Origin of the sequence: Bacillus sp. FJAT-26390 (genome assembly GCF_001682865.1) — a bacterium.
Lineage (GTDB): Bacteria > Bacillota > Bacilli > Paenibacillales > Paenibacillaceae > Pristimantibacillus.
On record NZ_MAQX01000001.1, the window covers coordinates 1,602,582 to 1,623,070 of the forward strand.

At 46.7% G+C, this 20,489-nt stretch carries 19 protein-coding genes and 2 pseudogenes; 1 reads left to right on the forward strand and 20 read right to left on the reverse strand.

Translation table 11 applies throughout. The annotated features are described in order from the left end of the window. Positions 1-304 precede the first annotated feature (304 nt). A complete protein-coding gene (locus tag A7975_RS07490; RefSeq protein ID WP_065384670.1) occupies positions 305-1,405 on the forward strand; it encodes a GerAB/ArcD/ProY family transporter in 1,101 nt (366 codons plus the stop codon). Positions 1,406-1,408: 3 nt separating this feature from the next. On the opposite strand, the gene A7975_RS07495 is transcribed toward A7975_RS07490, so the two are convergent. The 20 genes and pseudogenes from A7975_RS07495 to A7975_RS07580 form a co-directional block, all read right to left on the reverse strand. Beyond that, positions 1,409-1,639 (reverse strand): hypothetical protein, encoded by a 231-nt coding sequence (locus A7975_RS07495; protein WP_065384671.1) that lies wholly within the window; start codon positions 1,637-1,639, stop codon positions 1,409-1,411. Beyond that, a complete protein-coding gene (locus A7975_RS07500; protein WP_065384672.1) occupies positions 1,636-2,796 on the reverse strand; it encodes a Ger(x)C family spore germination protein in 1,161 nt (386 codons plus the stop codon). Before A7975_RS07500 ends, A7975_RS07495 begins: the two co-directional genes overlap by 4 nt. 52 nt (positions 2,797-2,848) lie before the next feature. Further along, positions 2,849-4,378 (reverse strand): spore germination protein, encoded by a 1,530-nt coding sequence (locus A7975_RS07505; protein ID WP_065384673.1) that lies wholly within the window; start codon positions 4,376-4,378, stop codon positions 2,849-2,851. A 230-nt stretch (positions 4,379-4,608) separates the two neighbouring features. Continuing rightward, complete coding sequence (locus A7975_RS07510; protein ID WP_053376507.1) at positions 4,609-4,851, reverse strand: tautomerase family protein; 243 nt, start codon at positions 4,849-4,851, stop codon at positions 4,609-4,611. Positions 4,852-4,912: 61 nt separating this feature from the next. Then, positions 4,913-5,650, reverse strand: coding sequence for an SDR family NAD(P)-dependent oxidoreductase (locus tag A7975_RS07515; RefSeq protein WP_065384674.1), 738 nt, complete (start codon positions 5,648-5,650; stop codon positions 4,913-4,915). Positions 5,651-5,672: 22 nt separating this feature from the next. Next, entirely contained in the window at positions 5,673-6,332 is a 660-nt protein-coding gene (wrbA, locus tag A7975_RS07520) for an NAD(P)H:quinone oxidoreductase (protein WP_053376509.1), read from the reverse strand. Between the two features lie 102 nt (positions 6,333-6,434). After that, complete coding sequence (locus A7975_RS07525) at positions 6,435-7,088, reverse strand: DsbA family oxidoreductase (RefSeq protein WP_082198027.1); 654 nt, start codon at positions 7,086-7,088, stop codon at positions 6,435-6,437. Further along, entirely contained in the window at positions 7,088-7,627 is a 540-nt protein-coding gene (locus A7975_RS07530) for an NAD(P)H-dependent oxidoreductase (RefSeq protein ID WP_053376511.1), read from the reverse strand. Before A7975_RS07530 ends, A7975_RS07525 begins: the two co-directional genes overlap by 1 nt. Positions 7,628-7,662: 35 nt before the next feature. Continuing rightward, on the reverse strand, positions 7,663-8,004 hold the full coding sequence (locus tag A7975_RS07535; RefSeq protein WP_065384675.1) for an NIPSNAP family protein: 342 nt from the start codon (positions 8,002-8,004) through the stop codon (positions 7,663-7,665). Between the two features lie 34 nt (positions 8,005-8,038). Next, on the reverse strand, positions 8,039-8,362 hold the full coding sequence (locus A7975_RS07540) for an NIPSNAP family protein (protein WP_053376513.1): 324 nt from the start codon (positions 8,360-8,362) through the stop codon (positions 8,039-8,041). A gap of 61 nt (positions 8,363-8,423) precedes the next feature. Continuing rightward, positions 8,424-9,167, reverse strand: coding sequence for an SDR family NAD(P)-dependent oxidoreductase (locus A7975_RS07545; protein ID WP_065384676.1), 744 nt, complete (start codon positions 9,165-9,167; stop codon positions 8,424-8,426). 316 nt (positions 9,168-9,483) lie between these two features. Then, positions 9,484-10,053 carry a TetR/AcrR family transcriptional regulator gene (locus tag A7975_RS07550; RefSeq protein ID WP_053376515.1) on the reverse strand — a complete coding sequence of 190 codons (570 nt, stop codon included), beginning with the start codon at positions 10,051-10,053 and terminating at the stop codon, positions 9,484-9,486. Positions 10,054-10,253: 200 nt separating this feature from the next. Then, entirely contained in the window at positions 10,254-12,443 is a 2,190-nt protein-coding gene (locus A7975_RS07555; protein WP_065384677.1) for a glycoside hydrolase family 88/105 protein, read from the reverse strand. Between the two features lie 82 nt (positions 12,444-12,525). Then, entirely contained in the window at positions 12,526-13,380 is an 855-nt protein-coding gene (locus tag A7975_RS07560) for an AraC family transcriptional regulator (RefSeq protein ID WP_065384678.1), read from the reverse strand. Between the two features lie 33 nt (positions 13,381-13,413). Beyond that, positions 13,414-15,018, reverse strand: a complete 1,605-nt coding sequence (locus A7975_RS07565; RefSeq protein ID WP_065384679.1) for an alpha-amylase family protein — start codon at positions 15,016-15,018, stop codon at positions 13,414-13,416. Between the two features lie 15 nt (positions 15,019-15,033). Next, positions 15,034-15,219 (reverse strand): annotated as a pseudogene (locus A7975_RS32890) (glycoside hydrolase family 125 protein); the annotation flags it as partial. Between the two features lie 15 nt (positions 15,220-15,234). Further along, positions 15,235-15,479: pseudogene (locus A7975_RS32895) on the reverse strand (glycoside hydrolase family 125 protein); the annotation flags it as partial. Between the two features lie 67 nt (positions 15,480-15,546). Continuing rightward, positions 15,547-16,836 (reverse strand): ABC transporter substrate-binding protein, encoded by a 1,290-nt coding sequence (locus tag A7975_RS07570; RefSeq protein ID WP_065384680.1) that lies wholly within the window; start codon positions 16,834-16,836, stop codon positions 15,547-15,549. 55 nt (positions 16,837-16,891) lie between these two features. Beyond that, positions 16,892-18,595: a response regulator gene (locus A7975_RS07575; RefSeq protein ID WP_065384681.1), complete on the reverse strand. Its 1,704-nt coding sequence runs from the start codon at positions 18,593-18,595 to the stop codon at positions 16,892-16,894. A gap of 27 nt (positions 18,596-18,622) precedes the next feature. Then, positions 18,623-20,386 (reverse strand): cache domain-containing sensor histidine kinase, encoded by a 1,764-nt coding sequence (locus A7975_RS07580; protein WP_065384682.1) that lies wholly within the window; start codon positions 20,384-20,386, stop codon positions 18,623-18,625. Positions 20,387-20,489: the final 103 nt, after the last annotated feature.

Consider the following 20,489-nt stretch of genomic DNA (forward strand, 5'->3'; position numbering starts at 1 on the left):
TATTTATTCTAATAATATATAAAATATAACTAGTCCATTAATTTGTCAACAGGTGAAATAAGCCTGGGTAAATGGAGGGCGGGTTGATCCTGTCACCCGACACAAAAAAACACTACCGTTTTTTTAAATTTGGGTAGTGTTTTTTAAGATAAAATAGGTTATTTCATGTGGATGCTAAAGACATCTTGTCTTCTTACTGAATCAATATATTTTGGCAGAGTCTGTCGTTTCACCTGTCAAACCTGTTTACCATATGTGAAGAAAGGTAATAATTGCTGTATATCTGTTCAGAAGGAGAACGCGAATGAAATCCGCTGAAAAAATATCGGCAACTCAATTGAGTTTTTTACTTTTTTCCTTTATAGCTCCCACTGTCATTCTTATCTTACCGAGTTTGATGGTCAATATTTCCAAGCAAGACGCGTGGATAACGATTTTCCCTGCGGTCTTGATCGGGGCAATCAATATTTGGGTGATGATCATATTGTCCAAACGCTACCCGGGTCAAACGATTATTCAGTACAGTTCACAAATCTTAGGTAAATGGCTAGGAAAATGTTTGGGATTGTATATTGTTTATTACTGGATTAATTTTGATTTCATTATTCTTAATCAACATATACAGTTCATAAATACGGTTCTGCTCCATAAAAGCCCATCAATCGTTGTCAGTCTATCATTGGCACTCTTATGCGGCATCGCAGTCTATATGGGGATCGAATCTATAGCAAGATGTAACGAATTCCTTGCCTTAGTCATGTTTGTTTTGTTGATTCCACTCCTGATGCTCATGCTCGCGGAATTTGATCCGGAGCGGCTCCGTCCCGTGTTGAGCGAAGGTATGCTGCCAATCCTTCAGGGGACGATATATCCTGTCGCTTATTTAAGTCAATTCATTATTTTGGGGTGGCTTCTTCCTTATTTAAATCAACCGAAAAAAGCATTCAAAGCTTCGTTTATCGGATTGTTTGCTAACGCTGGACTACTCGCCATTACAGTCTTGCTTTTGATTATAATATTTGGGCCATTAACGGAAAAATTGACTTTTCCCTTATTAAGCGTCATTCAGTATATAGGCTTTCAAGGAAGCTTTGAACGCTTGGAAGCTTTGGCAGTAGCGATATGGGTTATGGGTTGTTTTGTAAAAGTAGCTCTTACCTTCTTTATTATCTGTCTAAGTATATGCCAACTTTTTAACATTAAAAATTACAGAGACCTTGTAATGCCTATAACGATTTTGTCAGTGTTAGGTTCGGTTTCGGTTTTTGCAAACTATTCCACCGATTTGAGTTATTATCTCAAATATACATATCCAAGCTATGCCATATTTACACAATTAATTATACCTATTTTCCTTCTAATAATTGATTCCATAAAAAGCCTTTGGAAGAAATCGGCGCTTTAGCTTTCATTGTTTTAAAATCATTTTTCCGATGGGTTCAAATATGCTTCTCACAGGAATTGTTGTGCTTGGAATATCAACCTTGGCAAATATTAAAGAACCAACGATCATACAGATCCCCATCAAACCACCATACAAAAGAGCCGCTTTAGGTTCTTTTTTATTTAGAAAAATCTGAACGTTATAGATGGACAAGCCCAACGTTAGGATTACGAAAGTTACGATTTGCAGGATCATTTTCCAATCTCCTTATCTTGCATCTCGAAAGAAGAATGTACCATTCCGGATCCTTTAATCTTCAGATCAACATCAATCGTCATATGTACCTCTGGAAACCGCTTATCCCATTGGTTCTTCAAAACAGCCCATTTACCCGGATTATTCTTATATATTTCCTGGCCAAAACCTACACTATCCACTTTATACTTCTTTTGAATTTTAAATAGAAAATCTTGAATTTGTTTCTTAACCGCATCTTCTAAAGCTTGTTTTATTACCTTTAAATTTTTTGGATCGTTAATATCCAAATCGGAAGTATTCTCGACCAAACTTCCTTGACCTTCAAGCTGGATCTTAAATTGGACAGAATCATTTGGAGTCTGCGTTATAATTTTGCGATCTGCTTGGTTCAAAACCATACCAACTTCCCCACCTTTGGGTAAATTTGTCGTGATTCGACCGGTCTTTAACTTGTCCGTCAACCACAGTAGCCCCAATGATTCTTTTTCATCTAATAAACCATTTAGTTTGAAGTCTTTAAAAACAGCGGCGCCTGCAAAATTAAATATTTCCTTATCTGTATCTTTAGAGTGGAAATCGCGTTCAATTGTCCCTACAACGGGATGAATGCCCTCACTTGCATACGCAATAAAAAAATCGCGTATCGTTACTGCCAAATTATCTCCTGTAATTTGCATTTCCTTCACCGCTTCGATTGATACTTGCTTTAAAGGATAATTCAATTTCAAAATATCCCGCCCTTCTCCTCCTTTTACAACCATGATATACGTTTTTAATCGATTCTTAGGGTCATGAGTAAAAATATCCAGCACATCATTAATTCCATGCTTAGCTAAACGTTCACTAACAAAAATAATGCTTCGATGGGAGAGGAACAATAGGCGTGAGCTCTTCTTCTGAAGTTTCCGGTGAATCTCATTTCCATCCTTTCCTTCTGCGGATATAATGAAAAATTGATCTTCTTTCCCTCCAACATGATTCCCTCCTTCAGTAGATGAGGGTATGGCGATTTGAAGGGAACACAGCACGTTGCCATTGTCCGACAGATCTAAGGCAGTAGCTGTAACAAATGCAAGATCATTAATTTCCGTACGATCCCAGCATCCGCAAAGGATGATGAATACGAGAAGTATCATACATTTTAATGCTCTCATCTCTTATACCCCCAATCCTTCAATACGCCTCTACCCTAATTTCCAAGATCTGCTAATTCGGTCCTTCTCGTGATTTGGGATCTATAGAATGGCGAAACTTCACCCAAATCGGTATCCTTATGAAAACATCTTTCAATTTGGCAAACTTCAGCGGAGCGACTGGTGAAAAATAAAGAACCCCGAATGAACGTAGAGAGGTCACGTGTAACATGATGCCTAGAAATCCTAAAACAATGCCATAAAGACCCATAGTTCCCGCTAAGAATAATATTGGAAAACGCAGTAATCGGATCCCATTTGCAAAACTATATCGGGGAATCGTAAACATGGAAATTCCAGTGATGGACACGATAATGACTACCGGAGCAGATATTAATCCTGCTTGGACAGCTGCTTGGCCAATGACCAATCCTCCAACAATACTAATGGCTTGGCCGATCTGCTTAGGCAGACGAATTCCGGCTTCCCGCAGTGCTTCAAATATGATTTCAATTAGTAAAGCTTCAATCATCGCAGGAAACGGCACAGATTCCCTTGATGCCGCAATACTCAAAACAAGACTAGTAGGAATCATCTCCTGATGGAAGGTCGTAATAGCTACATATAGTGGAGGGGCAAATATCGCAAAGTTGATAAAAAGGAATCGAACCCATCGAACAAAAGTAGCGACTGGCCAACGAATATAATAATCTTCACTTGCTTGAAGTCCTGCCCAGAACGTCATCGGAGCAATTATGACGAATGGGGTAGTGTCTACAAGAATGGCAACTTTTCCTTCAAGCAATTCAGCAGCTGTCACATCCGGACGTTCCGTGCTATGAAGTTGAGGAAATGGTGAATAAGGTTGATCTTCAATAAATTCTTCGATATTTCCGGATTCGAGTACACCATCCAATTGAATCGGCTTCAATCTGGTTCTAACTTCGTCAATTAATGTATCATCCGCAATACCCTTTAAGTATAAAATGGCTATTCGAGTTTGGGAAAGCTCTCCCAAGGTCATATACTCTACCTTTAGTTTTGAGGTTTTGAGTCTGGCACGAATCAGACTTATGTTTGTTGAAATATGTTCAATGAAGCCATCCCTTGGGCCGCGTATTACCGGCTCGGATGACGGTTCGTCAATACTTCTTTTGGATAAACCGGGAATTGAAACCGTCATCACATTATTGCTTCCCGCCATTAAAATGGCGGCATAACCCTCTAATACATGGCGAACGGTATCTGATACAATTGTAGAACTGTACGTGGAACCAATGGAGATCATTTCACTTTTAAGATCTTCTGCTTCTTTAGGAACATCTCTAGTTAAGCTTGTTAGCATTGGTTTAATGACATGCTCATCAAGCATTTTTTCATCAATCAGGTTATCTATGTAAACAATGAGCCATTTAATGTTGTGATTAACCTCTATCCGTCGGTATTCCAAGTCGGAACAATCCTGAAACGTTTCTTTTAAAATCTTTTCGTTTTGCTCAATATCCGAAGTAAACTCTTTTTTATTGTCCTCCTCCAGATTTGTGCTTTTCATTTTTAGTTTTTTTTCGAATTTCTTGAATCTACCACTTTTAAATCCTCTCATGAAAGCATCTCCAGTTTGTCAAATTCATTACTGTTATTATGCCAAATGGAGGAATACCTATTCGAAAACGATATTCATCTTGTCAAAATTTCCACCCTGTAAGGAGCTAAGCGTTAGCTGACGGAGTGCTTTATTTTGTCGATTCACAGGAAAGCCCTGCAGATCCTTTAGGACCTGCAGGGCTTGTTATTGATATGACGCCGACTAAGTATCGATGTCAGTTAGAGTGATTACATATCCTTCTTCATAGCGGCAAGCTTTCGGCGATATTCCAACGCAGGCAGTCCGCCCCAGCCCCAATTATCGGTGTCAACCTCTTCGATAACGACGAAGGTAGATTCTAGCGGCTTGTTCAAAACGTTGAGCAGAAGCTCGCTGACCCCTTTAATGAGCTCCGCCTTTTCTTCCGCCGTGACAGACTGACGATCTGGTGCTGTGCCCTCGCGGGTAACTTGAATCGTGACGATCGGCATCGATATTCTCCCCCCATCTCAATCGTAAATGTTTAGATGTTTTGTTCTGCTGCTATATGGCTTAGTGTCCAGCATTTTGTCCACCATCAACATACAGGGTTTCACCCGTTACGAAGTTGGCTGAATCCAAATACAACACAGCTTCAACGATTTCATGCGATTCGCCCATGCGTCCCATTGGATGTAGTTGAGCTAGCGCTTCGTGTGATTCGACGGGATGCATGGGCGTTTTAATGACTCCCGGTGAGACTGCATTCACACGAATACCTCGGTTAGCATACTCAATGGCTAATGATTTCGTCGCAGATTTCAATCCGCCCTTCGTCAACGAAGCGAGTACAGAAGGAACGGAAGCCGATGGTTGGTCAACCAGACTCGTCGTGATCGTAACGATGTGTCCCGTACCTTGTTTCAGCATCACTGCAACCGCACGTTGGGTAACATGGAAGAAGCCGACGACATTAGTCGATAAATACGTTGTAAAGTCCTCTTCTGAATACTCGGTAAATGGCTTGGAAATGAAGATTCCGGCATTATTAACCAGCGTATCGACGCGTCCAAAGTGAGCCAAACTTTCATCGATTAAGCGCTGCGCGACCTCAGGATCTGCAACATTACCGGCAACAAATCGCACTTGTTTTCCAGTTGGATCGATTTCTTTTGCAGCATCAGCTAACTCTTGTTCTCGACGTCCATTGATAACGACATTCGCTCCTTGATTCACCATCTCAACTGCCATAGCTTTCCCAAGTCCGCTGCTTCCGCCTGTTATTACGAATACTTTTCCCCGAATGCTCATTTATTCATTCTCCTTCTCCAAATTACTGTCCTAAACCGTTTTTCAATGCTTTAGCAACCGATACGGTGCGTTTTGCTTGATGTTCAGCAGAAGCGCGCACGTCTTCCTTCATCTTTCCGTTCTGATCCACTGTTACGCTTGTTCCGTATGGATTCCCTCCGGCAACAAAAACAGATGGATCAGTAAATCCAGGAGCTACCACAATCGCTCCCCAGTGGTACATTGACGTATACAGCTGAAGGATCGTTTGTTCCTGTCCCGCATTTGCATTTTGGGCGGAGGTCATCGCGCTAACGACTTTATTCACTGTTTTGCCTTGAGCCCAAAGACCGCCTGTCGTATCGATGAACTGTTTCAATTGAGCCGGCAGATTGCCGAATCGAGTTGGCATGCTGAAAATAATCGCGTCCGCCCACTCCAAATCCGCAACTGATACAGTCGGGATATTTTTAGTTTCTTCAAGATGCGCTTTCCATGATGGATTGCCATCAATAACGGATTGCGGCGCAGTTTCTGCGACTTTTAAAACTTTCACTTCTGCCCCTGCTTGACGGCCGCCTTCCGCTGCCCATTGAGCCAATTGGTAGTTCGTTCCACCCGAGCTGTAGTAGATGATGGCTAGGTTAACGTTTGTTGACATTTGATTAGTCTCCTTTTTGAATAACTTTTGAATGAGCCCCATTGGTATCGCCCCAAACTTTTTTTATTATCTGCCGTGTGCCGAGACCCGATCCACCCGCGGATGCGGATAAAAGACCAGAAGGCTTGGCTTTGATATCGTTCTTTAACCCCTCGCAGCAGATGAACTGTTTTCAAACAAATGCATAAACTCGCTTGGAGATTGCAGACCAGATAAGCTGATCTCCTCATTGATTACAAAGTAAGGAACCCCTCTGATGCCCAGCTTTTGCGCGCTGCGTTGTCCTAATTCAACTTTTTCAAGTCCATCGCCTTTAAGGAGCCGTATTTTGAGTTCAGCAGCATCGTCTGTAACCCCGCTGGCACTCGCTATTTCCACAAGTTCATTCACATCACCGATATTAATACCTTTTTCAAAATATGCCGTGTAAATATTCGCAATCAATTGCTCTTTCAATTCCTCTGGCGTAACCGCAATTAACTGATGGGTTAACGTCGTATTCGGTGTAAATTTCACCATATCCATATTAAACGTAAGGCCGAATTGAGCTCCATATTCGTTATACTGCTTCATTCTTGCTTCGAATTGTGCATTTCCGCCCAATCTCCCAATCATAACCTGCCGATAATCTTCTCCTTCAGGTCGAATGCCGGGATTAAGCTGATAAGCATGCCAACGGACGGTTGCGTTCGTGCCTTCTGGCAATTTTTTTAATGCGGATCGCAGACTGGTCGTCCCCATACGACACCAAGGGCAAGTCGTATCCATGTAAACGTCTATAGTCAAGTTTTTCATCATTATTCAACCACAACCGGCTTTACCGTTTTTATGTGTTGAACGTATTCGATGCTGCTCTGTGCCAGACGTTCCTCCGTTACATCAGAAGTGTCGTTTAGTGAGAAGTGAGGCAAGTAAGTGGCGCTAATGAAACGAGCAAGCGCTTGAATTGGATTCAATATTTCTTCCAGGGTGAGACGATTGGAGCCAGTTGGTTGATAGGACTCCTTCGTGCCATAAGTTGTGATTGCCACTCCGATTTCTTTACCCGTCGTTTTCGTGGCATCCGGTCCATAAGCCCAGCCGTACAGCAATACGGAATCAAACCACTTTTTCAGTAATGGCGGTGTGCTGTACCAATAAAGCGGATATTGAAAAATAATCCGGTCATGCGCCTCAATTAACTGCTGCTCTCTAGAAACATCGATCTTTTCATCTGGATATTCTTTATATAATTCATGAATCGTGATATCATCATGTTTTTTCAATTCTTCCACCCATGATTTATTCCAGTTGGATGTTTCGATATTTGGGTGAGTAACGATTACTAATGTTTTCATTTTAGTCGCTCCGTCTCATATTTTTTTTTTTAATATTAAGGACTAGTTATATTTTTATTTATTTTCGAAAAACGCTGTATTTTCATAAATATACTCTCTTGCTTGTTTACTAATGGTCCATCAAGTTCTGAGATTCGTTTTACTTCCATCCATTCAGGATCGTTGCGGAAACGATTGTAGTTAAGATTACGCGTCTCCATATTGGCATGCTCAACAACATAATAAAGACGGTTATTTGCATCATCCGCATCTTCCCAAAAATGCGTAATTTTCATGCCGTGATTCATAAATAATTGAATAACATGATCTTTAAACCTATCTTGGATAACCTTCATTTTGCCTGGATTCACATCATAAATTCGAAGCTCATATAACATCTTTTCCCTCCTCCGTTTAGGAAAATGGTTCTTTTTATCCCTTTTGGAAAAAAGACGCTTCATTCATATAGATGATTTCGACATTCTCATGCAGCGGACCGTTTTTTTCGGTTCTTTCCTTAACATCCAGCCATTCTTGATCCTCCAAGAAGGCCTGAAAGTTTCGTTCACGCGATTCCGCATCCGAATGCTCAAGCACGTAATACAAGCGATCCTTCGTTTCGTCTGCGTCCACCCAAAAAAACGATACCTTCATGTCATGCTTCGCAAAAATGTTTATCGTATCGTCCCGAAACCGATCCAATATCGCTTGCATGCGGCCGGGAACCACTTGGTAGATCCTCAGTTCGTACAACATAAATTCGATCCTCCTTGAAGTACATTTAATATTTGTTCCCACTCAAAAGATTATTTGCGGCTTACCACTGTCCGGCGTTTTGACCGCCATCGACATGAAGAATCTCTCCCGTTACGAATTGTGCGGATTCCAGATAAACAACGGCATCAACAATATCCTGAACCTCGCCCATTCGGCCTACGGGATGCAATTGGGATAGGTATTCATGTGTCTCAACCGCATGCATCGGCGTCTTCGTGATTCCTGGCGCTACTGCATTCACGCGAATGCCTTTGTCCGCATACTCGATCGCCAGTGACTTTGTAGCTGCATTCAAGCCTCCTTTGGTCAGTGCGGCAAGTACAGATGGCACGGCTTTAAGGGGCTGCTCTACGACTCCGCTTGCCGTGATGTTGACGATGTGGCCGGAACCCGCCTTCATCATCTCGTTGACTGCGCGCTGAGTAACTCGGAAGAATCCTGCTACATTGATGGACAGGATCGATTCAAAATCTGCTTCCGTGAAGTCCGTGAATGGTTTCGCTATAAAAATGCCGGCATTGTTCACCAGTGTGTCGATACGTCCAAAGCGCAAAAGTGCTTCCTCGATTAAGCGTTCAGCTACTTGGGGATCTGAAATGTTGCCAGCAATGTACGAAACTTGTGCGCCTGTCGGATCTACCTCTCTTGCAGCCTCTACAAGCGCTTGTTCACGGCGCCCATTGATGACTACGTTAGCTCCTCGCTTCACTAGCTCAATTGCCACTGCTTTTCCAATGCCGCTGCTTCCACCTGTAATCACTGCTACTTTACCTTGAAAACTCATTTATACTTCCTCCTGTATCTATCTATTAAAAGATAGATTTAATTTAATGGAATAGCTGTCTTCTTCTTTAAGATGTAAGGAAACTGGCTGTATTTCTTTTTCTGCAATCCATGCAATGTATATTCCATAAAGAACGAATACCTGCATATACGACGACTAAGAACTATCCCAACTCATATTTGCTGTTCTTGTGTTTTTGTTCATGATCGTATTCTACCTTTTAGTAGATAGACTGTCAACCCTGAATTTCAAATTTCTAATTAATTTTGACTACCTATCAAAAGATAGAATATGGGCTGAAAAAAATCCGCCTTTTTTACGTTAAAGCGGATAATAATCCTTCGGCAATCCGATCAAACCTGTTGATATCCCGAAAACTTCTTGCAATTAATTGCGCACCTTGAAGCGAAGCAAGAAATTGATGGGCAAGCAAATTCGCGTCACCTTTAAAATGCAGCTCCCCTTCACGCCGTCCCTGATCCAATACGCGCTCCAACCAGGTTAGATTGGCTGTGAATAGCTGAGCTATCCCTTCTCGGGTTTTGTCTGATAAAGTAGCCAAGTCGGTAGAGAGCATAACCCCCATACAAGTACAATAATTTTGAACAGGATCTCCGTAAAGCAATACGAACTTGCGCAGTTTTTCTAAATGATTTTGTGTTGCCGCATCAATTTCAGCTATTGCAGAAATGAAATTTCTGTAATACCTCGCAATCAACGCATCTCCTAGATCCTCCTTATTAGGGAAATAGTAATGAATGCTTGCAGTGCGTATCCCTACTTTTTCTGCAATGTGCGCATAGCTGAATCCGTTAAACCCAAACTCCTGTACGATCGACTGGGCAGTGTCCAAAATAGTATCTGCTGTATTTTTGTTTTTGTTCATGTTGCAATTCTACCTTTCAATAGATAACCTGTCAACAATGGGCACTCACATCCAGGAATGCTGACCGTTATCTGAATAAAATTAAAGCAAGGTCATCAATCTAATGATTGAAGACCTTTGCTTTTGCTTCAATGATCAATACTAAACTGATCATTATCTATTTATTATATCTTCAATAGCCGAGTGCTTCATCGATCTGATCATTCTTGAATAAGCTCGTCATCACCATTTTCTTTCAGCCAATCCAGAAGACGATGCATCTCAACTCCTGCGAGCAGCACGATGCCAATGCCGTGCGTGTCATTAAGCTGCGTGTGCAGGTCGTACTTATAATAATGGCTGGAGAAAGAATAGCCTGAGCCTCGGCATACGCCGTATAAATTCCCTTTTGCGTCAATGCTATGACGCGTCAATCCTTCCCAAGCGCGGTACGCGCTTTCCGCAAAGGCGGAAACATCCGGCAGCCAGCCGCTGCGCACGCCCCTGGAATAGGCATAGATAAACATAGCCGTGCAAGATGTCTCCAAGTAGGCATCCATCTCGTCAATGACCTGGCGCCACAGCCCTTCTTCGCTCTGGTAAGCAAGGTAGCTGGAGCTTAACGCTTGAAACATGCCAAGCAACTCGCCCCGTAAATAATGTTCCTCCGGCAGAACGGCAAGCAGCTCCGACAGCGAGAAAAGCACCCAGCCGTTTCCGCGCCCCCAAGGCACCTCGGTCGCCAAACGCTGCTTAAAGTCAAAGACATGGGACATCATGCCGCTCTTTGGCATAAACAAATACTTTTTGTACAATAAGAACTGTTTTGCCGCTTCGGTTACATAAGACTCGTCCCCCGTGAGCTGATAATATCGGCATAGGAAAGGCACGGCCATATACAAGTCATCTGCCCATAACGTATTCGCGCCATGAGGATGCTCGCGGTAGAAGGCGCCGTCAGGCAATTTCTCTTGTACTTGCACCATATAGCGCCCGATTTCATGGGCAAGCCGCTCTGCTCCCGGCAGCTCACCATGATCCTTAAGCGCCTCAAGCATGATCGAACCAAACGAGCCGCAATCGTCAAGGCTGTCGATGTGGGCAATGGGATGTAATATGCCCGGAGCGCCATATTGCCTTTGGTCCCATTTCATATACGCATACCAAGATGTACTTTGACCGACGTGATCAGAAACGTAGCGAACTAGTTCATTCCGCTTAAGCTTTCTTCCGGCCTCCAACAGCCCATACAGCGTAACACCCAAAGGATAATTCCATTTTCCGAACAGCGCTGCTTCCATATAAGGCCGAATCCATGTGCCGGGAGCATCAATTCTCCAGTAGGTCCCCTGCTCCCCATCCTCAAAAACACGATAAAGCTCATTTAGCTGCCCGATTTCGGGAATGTGGTTTTCCACGAACGGTCCCAAATACAGCCAATTACCAAAACCGCCTTTTACCTCTATCGGGCTTGAAAAAGGCACTATTCGATCACCGCTCCAAATCGCTGCATCGACTCCCCACTCGCTCGCAGCCGTTTGCTTGATGATGAGGCTGTGTTCTCCGAAAGACAAATCGATAGTTACATCAAATTCGCCAGGCTGGTCGGCGTGGTAAACCTGCTGACCGTCGATAAACACCGTAATAGCGCTAGCGGCGACGCCCTTTATGCGGCAACCGCCGCCAACTGCCGGGTGATGCAGCCGCGTCCAGGCGAAGCCCGTCCGCCCCGCTCCTGCGCCGAACAATCGCGAAAATGGCGAAACAGCCTGCTCCTCTGCCTGCCATCCAAGCCGTGGATGCCAATTCAGCGAATTTCCAATCTCGGATTGGCCGGCCTTTGGCAACTGCTCCACAGGCAAGGGCTGCTGAATCGGCTCGCTGAACAACCAGCCTTCCTGGCCTTCACGCTCTTCGGATGCAATGACGGAATGGTAAATAACCCACTTCGTATTCGACGTGCCGAACGCGCCTCCAAAGCCCGCTCGCGTTTTCGTGAATTTTAACACTACGTCGTTCCAGCCTTGGCCAAGGACGGAGCCGCAACCCTTTGTTTGCCTCTCATTCTCTTCATGCGGCAAGGAGCGATAAATGCTTTTGCCGTTTACGAAAATCTCTAGCGGGCAGTATGCGGTCACCGACCATTGCAGCTCCGCATCCGAAACATCGCTCCATACCTTTCCCCATGCGTAGCTATGCTGTCCGGGCTGCGCTTCGGGGAACCGTTCATCCAGGTTGAACCTATATCTAAAATCCTCCGCACGCTGAATGCCCTCTCGGTTAAAAGCGCGGTATACGTAAGGCTGTGCCGGATGCTCCGCAACGTAACGATTGGATAGCCCATGCAGCGCAGCATCGATATCCGCTCCCGTTTTCCCGTAAATACTGTCTTGTATCTGTAAATTTGTCATTGTGCGCTACTCCCTCCCCTGCTTCCTGAAAAAAAAGCGTTCCCTCCCCGTAAGGATTGAACGCCTGTGCTCCGACTCATGATCAACGCCCGTGCGCATGCTTCCTATAATGCTCCGGCGTCGTTCCAGCAACCTGCTTGAATACCTTCGTGAAATGAGAGGCATGCTTGAAGCCCACACTGTAGCAGGTATCCGTCACGGACAGGTGCCGATGCTCCTGAAACAGCACTTTGGCTTGATTCACACGGCGGGTATACAAATATTTCATAATCGTTTTCCCCGTTAGCTCCTTGAACAGCTTGCTCATATAAAACTTATTTAAGTGCAGCTTGTCCTGCAACAGATTGAGCGTTATTTCCTCCATATAAAATCTCTCTATATAGGAGATGATGCTTTGCACATGCCGCTCGGGCTCGGAGCAGTCCTTCACCGAGAGCATGTATGGACCGCATAAATCATAAATCCAATACAACATATCCTCCATGCCCAGCTGAAATCGGCTGCTGCCGACAAAATCGCCGCGGGCGTAGCACCGCTGCATATTAGCTAGCATTAGCTCTGCTTCGGTTTGCTGCCTGGCATTGAGGCGCAGCCTGCAATGCTGAAGCTCGTAGAAAGGACGAAGCACCTCAGGCCAACGATCTTCGGTCTCTGGTTTCGACTCCAAGGACCGGATGATCCGCGGTTCGAAATGGAGCACCGTCCGGACGTAAGGCGCCTGCCGAATGATGTCCGGACGATGAAGGGTCGTACCCTGCATAATCAGCATATCGCCAGGTCGCAGCTCGTACCTGTTATCCCCCACCCAATAATCCGCCTGTCCGCTGTGAAAATAAAACAGCTCGCATTTGGTGTGGGAGTGGGAAGCCGGGTCCGCATCCGGAGCCGATTTCCGGTACTGCCAATCAATCAGATCCTGCCCCTTGCATGCATCCATGTCCTTCCCCCTCCAACTCAAAGCTAATTCAGGCTACAGCCACCAATGGTTTTCTTCGTCTGTAAGCGGCAAACGGTCGCGTCCCGTCCACTCGTATGTTTCGTTGCCGTCAGCCGTGCGCCAGCTCGCCGGACAATGATTATACATCCAGTCCAAAGGCTCCGCCGCATCCCGTTCAGCAGCGGCAGCTGCAAATGCTGCTTTGAGCGCATCGATTTGCTCGTCATTCAGATCGCCAGGATCTGCCGATACGAACAACGGCGTTCCGCTCTTGGCCAGCAAATCCAGCCACTGCTTATTGAGCTCCCACGGAATTTGCGGCGTAATTCCCACGCAATCGGCATCATGGCTAAAAAAGGCTCCGTGCTGCGGCATACGGAAGGCAAGTGTGTTGACGCCCATTCTTCTTGTACGCTCCCATGATCGCCCGCTCGTATCATCGCCTGTTCTCTGTATCTCGAACAAACCCGCCGCCAAATGGCCTATCGTATTACAGCCGATGATCATGCTGTCCTTCGAGGCGGCCGCAATCGTGCCATACAGATCCGCAATAATTTCGGCGCTCGTTTTCGAACGGTCGGCGAAGGTGTAAGGAAGCTTGTTCGTACGGCTTTTCATGTCCATGCCCCATCCGCCGAAAAGGTCATACGTCGTAAAGTCATGCTTAATCAGTTCAAAGCCCCATTCATTCATCCGGCCGGTAAACTCTGCTACATATTCCAACACTCCGGGCACGCTCGGATCGAGGTAATGTCCTTCCTTCGTATAACGAATCCAAGCGTCCGGCACGTTCTCATGCGTCAAGAGCGGCCGGAGCCATATGCCGGGCCTTACCCCTGCTTGCTTCATTTGCGCCGCCAATTCCCCCATATCCGGGAAATCGCGGTTGCCAATCCACGGACCACCGTTGCCCGTCACGCCGGCACCCAGCTGCCAGCAGTCGTCAATGACCATGAAGGGCCGGTTTGCATTCTCCCCGGCAAGATTCGAAATGAAGCGCGAATCCTCCAAAATGCGTTCAGCTGTACTTTTGCCGTAGGCATAATACCAGTTGTTGCCGCCGTATACGGGAAACTCCGGCATTAACGAACGATCGCACAGCATTTCACAAAACCGGCGCGCTGCTTCGAACGATGACTCCGAATCCGTACCCTTCCGCTCTGTTAAAACGGCCATCTCCAGCCGTCGCGCGCCTAACTGAACGCCGAGGCTGCCGCAGCTGACATCAAGCGTCAATGTGACGCCTGCCGAATCGACTTGCCAATAACACATCGCACTAGGGCCAGTCTTTACCCCGAAGCCATTCGTCGATTTTCCATCATGCATGAGCACGTACCAGGGAAACACCCGCTCCGGCTGAAGCCCCATCCATCCGAGGTCGCCGTACCCCCGCTCCCAATGGTCGGCTAGCAGCGTAATCGGACCGCTAAACGGGCTATTCCAGCGGATTCGAACCGTCTTGACTTCAACGCCGCTCGCTTCAAGCGACAGCTTGATTTCATTTCGACCTCCAGCCTGTTCGGTTGACACAGAAGCAGAATTGCCGCTCCATGCGCTTTGGCCGGAGGGCTCTAGCCTCTCCCAGCCTTCCGTTTCCACAAACACGGCTGCCGGCCGGTCGTATATCGTAAAATTCATATCGAATCTCCTCCCTTATAGCTTGCCTTCGCGGAGCAGCCGGCTGACAAGATCGCCGAACAAACTGTTCGCCCATGCGAACCAAGGGCGCGTATACTGCTCCGGATCGTTGACGTCAACACCTTCGTGCATAAAGGCCGTCCCTGCATCGATCGACAGCAGCGTCTCCAATAAGCGCTCCACTTCCGCCTCATCCGTGCTCGTGAGCGCCTGCTAGGGGTCCATGAGGATGCTTTGCATTTGCCGAGATATCAGCCCCTCGATGATGCGCCCAAGCTCGGCGTCTTCCTTCGACAGATGAAGGTAATGCTTTACCTGTGCGCTGGAATCCCTAAGCCACATGGCTGGTATGTCTCCGTAATAACGAAGGTTGTGCCATCGCCTTGCAGCTTGGTCGTCGTGCTGAGTGTGTTCGGGTAACACTGCTTAAACATAGCGAGAAGCTTGGGGCGATGCCCCAGCCGATCTTCGGCCTCGGTTAGCCAGTTCTGTACCGATTAAGGTAGCTTCACTTCAAAGGGCTCCTTTCTACTTCAAGCTGGCTTCCGTATCGGCCGCAAGCTTCTGAATCGTCTCGTACGCCTTTTCCGGCGTCGTTTTGTTGAATATTACGCTTTGAATCGTATTGTTCATGTCACGGCCAAAATCATTGTAGCCCGGCGGCTGCGCCGTAAATGGTTGAGCGTTCTTCGCGATCTTCTCCAGCATCTGCTGCCCCAGCTTATCGGCATCGGTCAAGTCCGCCTCGATCGCAGCCATCACTTCATCGGATACCGGCGTGCCCCGCTCTGTTTTTAAAATTTTGCCGGCTTCCGGGTCATTCAGCAGCCAAAGGACAAACTTTTTCGATTCCTCGGCCTGCTTCGTGCCCGCACTTATCGACCAGTAGAACGTTGGCTTCAACCAGCCTCCGGCCTCCGCGCCTGAAGGGAATGCAGCCACGCCGAGCTTGCCTGGCAATAAGCTGTCATAGGCGGCGATCTGCGAGGAATGCGTGCCTTTCATCAGTACCGTGCCTTTCACAAGGGAATCGAACTGCGTGTCAAGCTCAACGTCCGAGATCGTTTGCTCTGCGGGAGCTACAACGCCGTCTTTGCGGATCTGGCTCCAAATGCCGGACCATTCCAGCCATGTATCCTTATCCATATTCAATTTGTTGTCAACATAGAAAGGACCTTTGCCTTTTGCATGCTGATAAGCCCGGTATTCTAACTCGCCTGCCGAAAAGTCTCTCGAGAGATACATCCCGTCCGGTAATTTAGCGCGCGCATCGCGGGCCATTTCAAAGAAATCATCCCAGGTCCAGCCTTCCTTCGGTTCCTCGATGCCATATTGCGCAAAGAGCGCCTTATTGTAAACGATGCCATAACTGTTTCTTCCTGCAGGAAGCGCTACTTGCTTGCCCTCTACGGTTCCCGTCTCCAATAGATTGGCGTCGAGCTTCGACAAATCCGCACCGCTCCAATCGAGCAATTGGCTGCGTGTGGCGTAGTCTCCTAGATAGGAGGCGTCCATTTGGAAAATGTCCGGCATATTCCGTGCTGCAGACAGCGTTGCGAGCTTGTCCCAGTAGCCATCCCAGCCGGAGTACTCCGATACGATCTTCACGTTCGGGTTTTGCTCCTCATACAGGTCAATCGCTTTCAGCGTTGCATCGTGCCGTGTTTGCGAGCCCCACCACATGACTCTTAACGTAACCTGCTTGTCCCCCGTGTTTCCTGCTTCCCCGGCAGCATCTTCCTTTTTGCCGCCGCAAGCCGCCAGCGAAACCGTCAACGCTGCTGCCAGCATGACAGTCAACCACCTTTTGGTTTTCATCTTTTAAGCCCCTCCTTGGATGTTTAGGTTGATACACTCGAATGGTAACATAGCGCTAATTCGCTGGATATGAGGGGGATGTCCGATTATTTTCAATATTTGACGAAAAAGCGGAATTGTACGTTTCGAACAGCTGCGTCGGATTCATTCCCGTATATTTTTTAAATAATGTGCTGAAATAAGGCACGTTTTTGTAGCCAACCTTATCTGCGACTTCATAGATTAGATGTTTGCCTTCCATGATGAGCGCCTTCGCTTTCTCCATCCGCACCTTGGTCAAATAAGAATTAAAGGTGTCGTCCGTCGTTTTTTTGAAAATATGGCTCAAATAGCTGCGCGACATGCCAATCTCGTCTGCAATTTCGGTTAACGTCAGCTCCTTTTCATAATTTTCATGCACGTATTGAATGATAAATTCGACGGCCTGAAGATGCTTCACATTTGCGTTGGCATGGAATTGCTCGCCAATCTGCTGTAGCTTGCCAATAAGCCACGTCTCCATCTCCTTGGCCGTGGTCAAAGCTTCGATGGCGGCATAATTCTCATCGTTGGTTTGACGTTGCTCTTGGTCGATGCCCGCCTGTGATAAAGCATGGGTGATAAGCCCCCAGAGCTCCGAGCAAAAGTGGCGGATATACGCGATAGGTATTTTGTTGATACCGTCCTGCTGGATGATGAAACGCTGTATAATGGCGATAGCTTGATCGATTTGCGCGTGCGCGACCGCCTCTGACAGCTCCTGGTACATTTTGAATGGATAGATGCCCTGCTTTAGCTCCTGATAAAGCTGATATTGCTCCTTGTCGAACGATTCTGGCAGAGCAAATACTTTATGTTCCTTGCTTAATCGGCGGTTTTTGAAATAGATCGCATTGAAAGCTTCCTCCGTCGAAGCGGCGATCTCTCGCCATTGGCACTTCATCCCGCCGATGCCTGTCACGATTTCGATTTTCAAGAAGGAATAGACCGCATGAGCGATTCGTTCCGCAAGCTTAATCGCCTTGGCTTCCGCTTCTGCTCCATCGCCTTCCCCGCTTACATGAAGAAGCAGCGCGCAATGGTGGCTGTAAAGCTCGACAAGCTCCGATTTGGGCCATCCTTCTGCTGCAATCTCCTCGATGATGTTGCTCAGCGCAAAGTAAAATAAATTATGGTCGACCATCGAAAGCTTGCTGATTCTCTCCGTTCGCACCATTTCAATGACGATAACAAGATGCCCCTTGTAATCCCAAGCGCTGAATTTCCGATTCACCTCTTCAATATCGCCAATGCCGGCGTCACGTGTACCAGTAACGACGTAATTCATCCACTTTCTTTGCACGTAGGGCTCATATACCATCAGCTTTTCCTTCAACCGCTCGTTCTGTTGCTGTTCATTCATGACCGTCTCGAGCTCAGCGATCGATTTCGACAATACTTCCTTCATCGTCGTTAATGAAATCGGCTTATTTAAATAATCATCAACCTGTAAGCGCAGCGCCTGCCTGGCATATTCAAAATCCGAATAGCCCGATAGCACGATAATTTTCCCTGCGAATCGTCGCTCGCGCAGCTGCTCGATCATGGCAAGCCCGTTCATAACCGGCATGTAAATATCGGTGATTACAATATCCGGCTGCTCAGCCATAATGAGCGCAAGGCCTGCTTGGCCGTCCTGGGCGTCTCCGACCACCTCTATGCCAAGCTCTTCCCATATGGCGATGCCCCGCATGATTTGTATGATTTTCCGTTCGTCTTCTATAATGACCGCTCTCCACATATCCGTTCCTCCTTTGAATATTGACTATCAGCGATAATAGTTCACTCTATCCCGTTTGGGTATGAGGACGGTTACTGTAGCGCCTTCCCCGGGCAAGCTGACGACTTGAATGCCGTAAGGCGCCCCGAACAACGCTTCAATGCGCTCCTCTACATTGCGGATGCCATAGCCGCCCATCTTCTTCTGATGCTGCGGCATTTCGTCTTGATTTGGCCGGAAGCCGTTTCCGTTATCATGAACGACAAAGGCTATGCCTTCTTGATGCTCCGTTACCTGTATATGAACAGCTCCGCTTTGCCGACCGTGAAAGCCATGCATAACGGCATTTTCGACTATCGGCTGAAGCAGCACCTTAGGCATATAATAGGACTCGAGCGCTTCAGGCAATTCAATTGAAACGTCGAGTTTGAACGGCTCCATCCGAATTTGCTGAATCTGCAGGTAGCTTCCTATATAAGCAAGCTCCTCCCTTACCGTAACGATCGTATCTCCATTGGACAATCCGATGCGGAACATTTTGCCCACCAGCTCCAGCACTTCGCTGATTTTGGGTTGATTGGCTTCAATGGCCATCCAATTGATTTGATCCAGCGTATTATACAGGAAATGAGGATTAATCATCGCCTGAAGCGCCTTGACATCCAATTCCTTCTGCTTGATATATTGCTTCTCCTGATGGGCATACAGCTCTGTAACCCGTTCGGTCAGAGCGTCGTAGCCACGGAATAAAATGCCGAACTCATTCGTATAATCGCGCGGCATTTCAGATTTAAGCCTGTCGACCGAGAATCGGTCCATCCCCTGCTTCAGCGTCATGATTGGCTTCATAAACTGGCGGGAAAAAATTAGCGTGAAGAAGAGGGCGATCAGAATGGCCGCAACGCCGATTGCTCCCAGCGTTAACGCGATTCTGGAGCTGTCCTCGGTTATGTCCTTCATGGGGGTGAATTGGATAACCTGCCACTGTGCGTTTCGGTCTCCCGATTCAGTCACGAAATATGGCTCTCCGAGTTCGACCTTCCTGCCGTTTAAATAGCTTGGATGTGCAAATTCAGCTTGGAGCATGTCCTGCAGCCAGACGTTCTCCTCCTGATCGAAACCTGCATCCGTCATCATCTGATGGCCGTTACCAAGCAGCACTCGCTTAATTCCGCGGTTCTTATTGCTTTCATTAAGCAGCGTATCGCGCACCGCCTCCGGCTTCACGTCCAGCACAAGCACGCCGAGAAACTGATTCGTATCCGAATATATTTTTTGCGCAAAGCTGATCGCCTGCTTATTCTGGCCCCCGGCTGCGACCTCCCGTTCGCCGATCCATGCATAATCGCTTTGGCTCACGAGCGAATACCACGGCTCCTTCGGCAAATCGTCCATTTCCTCGAATCCAGCCGGCAGGCCGATCATCGGCAGCGGATCATGCATATACACATGCACGGAACTGAGTACATCATTCCAGCTGTACACAATATTGGATAAATAATAGCCTAACTCTTGCTGCCCCAATTTTCTGCTGTAAACATCCGCTTGCTTGTTTCTCAAATAGTTAAGCAGCGCTTCATTTCTCGTAATCGACAAAGCGACCTGCTCTACCGAGGTCATTTTCGCATCGATTCGCTTGCCAACCTCATCAAGCAGTTCCTGCTGATAGACAGACACCTGCTTGGACATGTAGGCGGCTGTTACTTGATAGCTCACAGCCATAAGGAGAACGAGAAACAGCACCAAAAAGCCCCCGAACGTGAGCATGTACAAACTGCCCATACGATAGGTTTTGAACGGATTTCGCAACACGCAATAACGACCTCCCGCGCCGGCTTATACGGCTTTTAGCCTCTAGTTTGGAAAGACGACAAAATGGACAAAACGAATCGCTCTCTCCGCAAGCTTCATGACG